The organism is Flavobacterium sp. W22_SRS_FP1, assembly GCF_052113685.1.
GTDB lineage: Bacteria > Bacteroidota > Bacteroidia > Flavobacteriales > Flavobacteriaceae > Flavobacterium.
Genome location: NZ_JBGQOE010000001.1, coordinates 327346 through 334005, shown reverse-complemented (window position 1 = coordinate 334005; position 6660 = coordinate 327346). Strand labels below are relative to the sequence as shown.

Genomic DNA, 6660 nt, shown 5'->3' with positions numbered 1-6660 from the left:
ACTGAAGTAGTTCCTGTGCCATAGGTATAAGTAATATTTTGTGTGGTTCCAGCTGTCCACATTTCACCTCCATTGGCCGATAAAATTCGAACAGGATTAGCAGGTAAAACAACTGACATTCCAGTATCACTAGTGTCTGTTTTTAAAGAGTTAGCCGCATCGCTCACACGAACTTTTAGATTTGTGGTTAAAACATTTGGAAACGTCCAGTTATAAGTATAGGTGTTTCCACTTGGAGTAGGGCTGATACTGTTTTCGATTACATTCCAAGTTGTATCATCGGTAGAATATTCTAATTTAAAGGCGCCTGAAGCACCCCCAGAGAGCCAAGTGATAGCGTAATTGGAACAACGTGTAGATGAAGTTCCTCCGTTAGGTGTAGTGACTCTAATATAATTATTGATTGTAAAGGGCAAGTCAGATTTGTCAAAATAATTAGAGTTAGTAGGGTCAGATACTTTAACCAAAACATTTGTGCTTGGAGTATTTGGAACTAACCAACCTAAATATCCAGTTATTGAAGGTGTCGAATTGACAATTTGACTCCAATTTATACCATTATCAATAGAATAATCTAATTTTACATCTGAATTAAAAAAAGCACTTTCCCAACCCAAATTAATATAAGTTCCAGGAAAGAAATTTTCTCCACCATTTGGATAGTTTACTTTAATATATGGAAGCGCAGGTAAAATCGTGAAATCGGCGTTACTACTATCAACGATTGAGTTATAGTTTGCATCTGTAACTCTTATTCTAGCATTTGATGTTGGGGTATTGGGAACTTGCCAATAAAACAAGCCGTCAGTTGAATAAAAATTAGAAACTACTCTTATCCAAGTAGTTCCAGAATTGATAGAATAATCTATATTAAAATATTTAGATGTGGCGACAATATTCCATTGCACAAGATAACTTTGAGTTCCATTACTTGTAATAAGGGCATCCCAACCAGAACTGACATTTGCGTCACCATCAGAAATAAATTTAAATGTTAATGCACCTTGGCTATTTGTAGCAGTGTATGTTTGCCCTATACCTTGAATCAAAGTAAGAGTAGCTAATAAAGGAGAGGTTTCATCAATTCCATCAAATATTTTTAAAACATCTCCATTTTCAAGATTAAAATCTTGAAACTTAACTTTTAATTTATTTGTAGGGAAATCAGGTTTTATAGTTTTAACATAACTAACATTAGAATAGGTATTAGAAAGCCCCCCGTTATCATAAAAACTTGCAGTATTTATTTTTTCAGGACCATTATTCATAATTAATGCTGTGCCTTGAGCACCTACTCTTGCTTGTAAAATTTCTTCTCCATTTGGATTGAGAACATTTACAAAAGAGGTAATAGAAAACTTGTTTTCCATTGTAAATTTTTTACACGTAGAATCTATTAAATCTGTTATTCGCAATTTCGTTAAATTAGAATTTGGAATATTAGGAACTGTCCACGAATAACTCCCATTTGCAGTAGTTGAATTAGTAATTACCTGCCAAGTGACACCATCATTCACAGAATACTCAATTTTCACATTTAATACACTAACCGCATATTCATATATTAAATTAATTTGATTTCCTGCTATAAAATTTTCACCACCCTTAGGATACAACAAAATTAACGCACCATCAATAATAAATACATTATCACTTATATCTAAAACATTCTCATTTTGGGCATCAGTAATTTTAATTTTAGCATTTACTGAAGACACATTGGGAACCGTCCATGGAAAAGAACCAGAAATGGTCTGATATGATGTCGCAATTGTTGTCCAAGTAGCACCTGAATCTACAGAATAATAAATATTGTAATACCCTGAAACTGTTGAACTAGTCCACTGTATATTATAATTTGTGCACGAATTATATCTAGTACCAGTACCACCATTAAAATTTGTAAGTGTAATATTTTGAGAAAATCCTTCAATTGAAGAAAATATTAATAATATTAAAAATAATATTTTTTTTAAATTTTTCACGTACATTTTTATTAGGCTTATCATTAAAATTCAAGTTTTTTTATACTATTATTTATTATTAGTTTTTACAATTTTGTTTCTGAGTAAAAGTAAGTAATGGTTAAAATTTAATGTCGTATTTTACTCCAAAATTATTCAGGACAAAATTTAATTGTTCTTTGAAATTTTCAAAGCTTTTATAAGCATCGAAACCCAACAATTGATGTTTTATTATTCGCCATAGAATTTCAATCAGATTTAACTCTCGAGAATAAGGTGGCAAAAAGTAAATCAAAACATCCTTTTCTTTCCATTGTTCTACTTTAGCCATAAACTTCTTTGATTTATGGATTGACGAACTAATTTACCAATATGATTTTCAATTGCTGAAGTTGCTAGTCCAAAATCAATTGATTGTTTATTACGAATGTATTGGTATCAATAGGAATATTATAAGTACTCAAAAGAGTTTGCATTCTTATAATAGTTTTTTTAATCGAGGTGAATCTTGAATAGGCAACACCTCTTCTTTATATTTCTTTAACTCAGGAAAGATTATTTTTTTGATATTTTCCATTTATTTAAATTCTTGTTTTTATAAAACTATTTTCCTTTAATAAATTTTAACTTGAATGTTCTATGATCAAAACAACTTGTCACTTTAATCCATGGTATGCATTAGTAGAATTCACTTCCTTTTTCATTAAACTGATAGAGTTGTAAACATTAGCCATCAGAATCACTTATATTTTATTGTACTTTTTTAGGTCAACTTTTGTCTCATATAAAAAGATATTATGATAAGTAACCTTATTGATTTATCTATGTTACTTGCTATTTTAAAAGTTTACCCTGCAGCTACACGTAGCAAATTAATTTACATTATCATTCCTTTGTGAATTCAAAATATTAGTACAAATATTTAATTAATACTCATTTGATTAAAAAAAAATATCAGAAACAATACTTTCCACTATTTATTTTTATTTAAACAATTGATTAACAACACTATAATAAGCAAAAAAAAAACGCCTTCTATAAGGCGTTTCAGATTGATTTAGGAGATTAATATTCGTTTATTCACTTTTTAGTAAGTTTGGTAATAACCAAATATCTTTAATTCGTTTGTCCGTTCCATTTTTTCTTTCAATGGATAATTCATTTTCCTCAATTCCAGTTAGCTTCGACACTTTGTAAAGAAAACTATTTATAATTAGTTCCCTCCTTTTTATGGTAGCCGCATAAGTTCCAGTCTCGGCCTTGTTTTCGAATAATTGGTTCAATTCGTTTAAAGAAATATATTGATTTAAATGTTCCAAAAGATAGATTAACAACCTTTTTTCTTGGTCATCAAATAATAGTATTGGCTTTCTTTTATAAAAAAACACGTTTTTTTTCTGATTGTAAATAATTCCTTTGAAAGGTATAATCGTTTCTTTTAGTTTATTTCTAAAGAGATAAACTAATAAAATCAAAACTAATATAAAGACTGAAATACTAGCAGTATGCATGGCATCAAATAAAGGACTAACAAAAACGGATGTAGATATTAATTTACCTTTGAAGTCACTTATTGGGCCTGCGTGAAAAAATTTCTTAGTCTCAATTGAATATACTCCTGCAACTATATCCATTTCCTGATAAGAAGTCAACACAGTAGGAAAATAATTGCATCTATAAGTATAAACTTTATTATTCAAATAATCAATTTCTAAGAAATTTCCATGACAAAAATATAATTTGTCCGAATCAATATTCTTAATTTCAGATTTAATGTTTATTGCGTTTTGATCGTATTGACCCACACAATCCCATTGCATTGTTGGCAAATGTAATCGCCATACTTTATTATCCATTAATTGATCAAATGGAATGTTATTTTCGTCTTTAGTTCTTCCTCCAAAAACAAACAGATTATCTCCAGCACGGTAACTATAGGCCCCATCTCGAGGCTCTTGTTTTTCGCCATAAGTTTGAACTTCTATCCAATCTTTCGTTTTAAAGTTATATTTTGTTAAGATGGATTTTGTGGTAAAAAGACCATAACCGCCAAAATAATAGATTTCGTCTTTGTATGTAAAATGAGTAGCACGATGCTGATTTCGCTGCAAATAGGCATCATTAATCCTTACAATAGAATCATTTCTAAATTCTAAAACAGGACCACAACCATCATGAACAAGGTAGGTTTTATCCCCAATATTAAAAGGAATGTATTCTTGAAGTATAGCAGGGTATTTAGTATGTTTAAAAGGAATTTTGATAGGTTTAACTCCTTTATATAATATTGAATCATTAACAATTAAAATTGGTTCTTTGGTTTTAGCCTCACGAAACAGAATAAAACTACCGTCAATTTCTATGTCTTGTGCAGCAGTTGAAGTTGAAAAAGAAAGAAATACCAATATAAATGGTATTATTTTATTAAGTGAAATCAAGGCTGTTTTTAAGTTAAAATTCATATTGGGTTTGACGTCTAAAATATTATCGATACGTTCCTAAAACGAAAAATTTATTTCCATTATTTTTATTCGTAAAAAATAAAGAAGCTTAGTAATGCAAATAAAACTAAGTTAAAAAAAATCATAATATATTCTTTAGACAAGAAGGCTTCAAAAAAATTGAAATGCTAATAAGCTACTGCTTATTTAAAAATATTGATTACAGAGTTAAAAATAAAGTTTAATTTAGAAAAAGTACTTGATATTTGATTTACCAATTTACAGCATCTCTTTTCATCTAAATTTAGCTTGAAATTTATGTTTATTAATTCATTTAGCCAATTAACAGTTTGAAGTGCTATTTTAGAATTGAAAGTTGAATACTTTCAAAATAATTTAATAACGCAGATGGTATCGATCACCAACAAAAAACAAATTTTAAAATTAAACGATACAATTTCATCAGAAAACTAACCCTCAATCACGACAAGAAATCTCTAATCAAATTTCGATGATTTACTATCTTTGCGATCTTAGTACTTTCAAAGTTTCTAATTTGTTGGGGCCCGCATTAATAGCCTTTAAAATATAGTTTTGTAAAGCATCAAATCCATTGGCTTGAAGCTAATAACGAAAGAACATCTTTACCTAATTCTCTGGATAGTTCTGAAATATTAGCTCTCTCGTAACTCAATTGAACTGCTTTCTCTTTAAAAGAGCGGCCATAAGTTTTACGGACTTGTTTAATAAGTCAAGAATAAAACCTTGGATATGCAAATAAAGCCGCAGTAGTAATAAAGCAACATAAAGATTTGCAAAAATTATTAAAGGACTTTGAATCAAGAATAATATGAAACTAGCGTTACATTTAGCAAAAAAGAATTTATTTTTTTAACCAATATAAAATAAGTTACGGAGATTAGTCAAAAAGAAGCCTTAAATAAAGTATTCAATCATTTTTCTGAAGAAGAAAAAAGGGTCGCTGAATCCAATTGAAATGGGTATGTTTTTTCAAAAGCATGGCTTTATAGTAAGCAGGGGGCAGAAAAATACAGGGATAATGACGCTTTCGAGCAGCCACCATCTAATTTTGACGAATGCCTTTCTGTAAGCAATCTTTCTGAATTGTGCGGCAGAGTAAGCAAATGGGAAATAAATAAAATTCTTTAGGAAATTATGAAACAAGCTGCAAGGCAGTTTGCCGAATAGAGGGCATAAATAGAAGTCAAAAGAAAATTTTATACAACAAAACTGTAAACCGTTACCAAAAAAAGTGACTTAATAGTAAAGTCAATCCTTAAATGGTTTCAATAAAAAGCAACCTATTAAATTCGAGGAATACAATACAAATTTAATGTCCCTTAATAATAAATAATTACATATTGATTTGCAATGATTTGTATCCATTTATATTGATATTTAATGAAATAAATTGATTTTTAGTTTAGTAAATTTTTCGATTTATTTTTTTTATTCTGCTCATTAATTTGATATACAAAACAAACTATCACGCCACCGATAATCGCAGAAGCAATGATAACTCTCCAATTGATTTTTATGTAATTTGTTGTTAATTCACTAGCAGAACTTCTTTCAAAAACTACTTGTTTATAAGGTTTTGGATTTGGAAGGTTTGTAGGTATTTCTTTAAGCACTCCCGTTATTTCTCTTTTGGCAATTGACAGGTTTACAAAATGTGCTGATTGTACCTTGGCTAATTGTTGGCTGTGTGAATTTGAAAATAATTCTTGAAATGTTGGTTCTCTATAAGTCATAATCTAAGGTGTTATTAATTGAAAAATTTTGATTAATTGGGTCTATCAATTCGAGACCGTAGTCATAACAAATATGAACCTCATTTTGGGTTCTTTGGTTAATTATGATTTGGTGATATTTATTACAATCATAGCCTTCATATTCTAATAATGACTTATGAGCGAATCCGTTTTTTTTGTAAAAATAACTTGAGGCAATTTTGTGCAAAACAGCTCTGTTTTTTTTGACAATTTTCAAAAAGGATATATCAATTAATTCTTTTAATTTTCTACGGTCATTATTAAAATCAATTCTATGCTGCTCAGAACAATAAACTTGCCGAGCATCGGTTGGTATAAATCCTTCATTGCAGTCTGGTTTTTTGCATGTACGAATAGGGTAGCGCCTATTAGAAGTTCTTTTTTTTAGTTCTTTTTTCATTTTTCTAAAATATTAAATACAAATGTATATTTTTTTTTAAAACAAAATAGTATTTAAAA

General features: G+C 29.2%; 5 protein-coding genes. All 5 read right to left on the bottom strand.

Translation table 11 applies throughout. The features are described from left to right. A partial coding sequence (locus tag ACEN2H_RS01320) for a hypothetical protein (protein WP_441729674.1) occupies nt 1–1985 on the bottom strand: 1985 nt, incomplete at its 3' end. 100 nt (nt 1986–2085) lie between these two features. Continuing rightward, nucleotides 2086–2316: a transposase gene (locus tag ACEN2H_RS01315; protein ID WP_441729682.1), complete on the bottom strand. Its 231-nt coding sequence runs from the start codon at nt 2314–2316 to the stop codon at nt 2086–2088. Nucleotides 2317–3040: 724 nt separating this feature from the next. Continuing rightward, entirely contained in the window at nt 3041–4426 is a 1386-nt protein-coding gene (locus tag ACEN2H_RS01310; protein ID WP_441729673.1) for a Kelch repeat-containing protein, read from the bottom strand. Nucleotides 4427–5844: 1418 nt separating this feature from the next. Next, the gene (locus ACEN2H_RS01305; RefSeq protein ID WP_441729672.1) at nt 5845–6180 is read right to left on the bottom strand and encodes a hypothetical protein; all 336 of its coding nucleotides are present in this window, start codon (nt 6178–6180) and stop codon (nt 5845–5847) included. Next, nucleotides 6170–6601, bottom strand: coding sequence for a hypothetical protein (locus ACEN2H_RS01300; protein ID WP_441729671.1), 432 nt, complete (start codon nt 6599–6601; stop codon nt 6170–6172). Before ACEN2H_RS01300 ends, ACEN2H_RS01305 begins: the two co-directional genes overlap by 11 nt. Between the last annotated feature and the right edge of the window lie 59 nt (nt 6602–6660).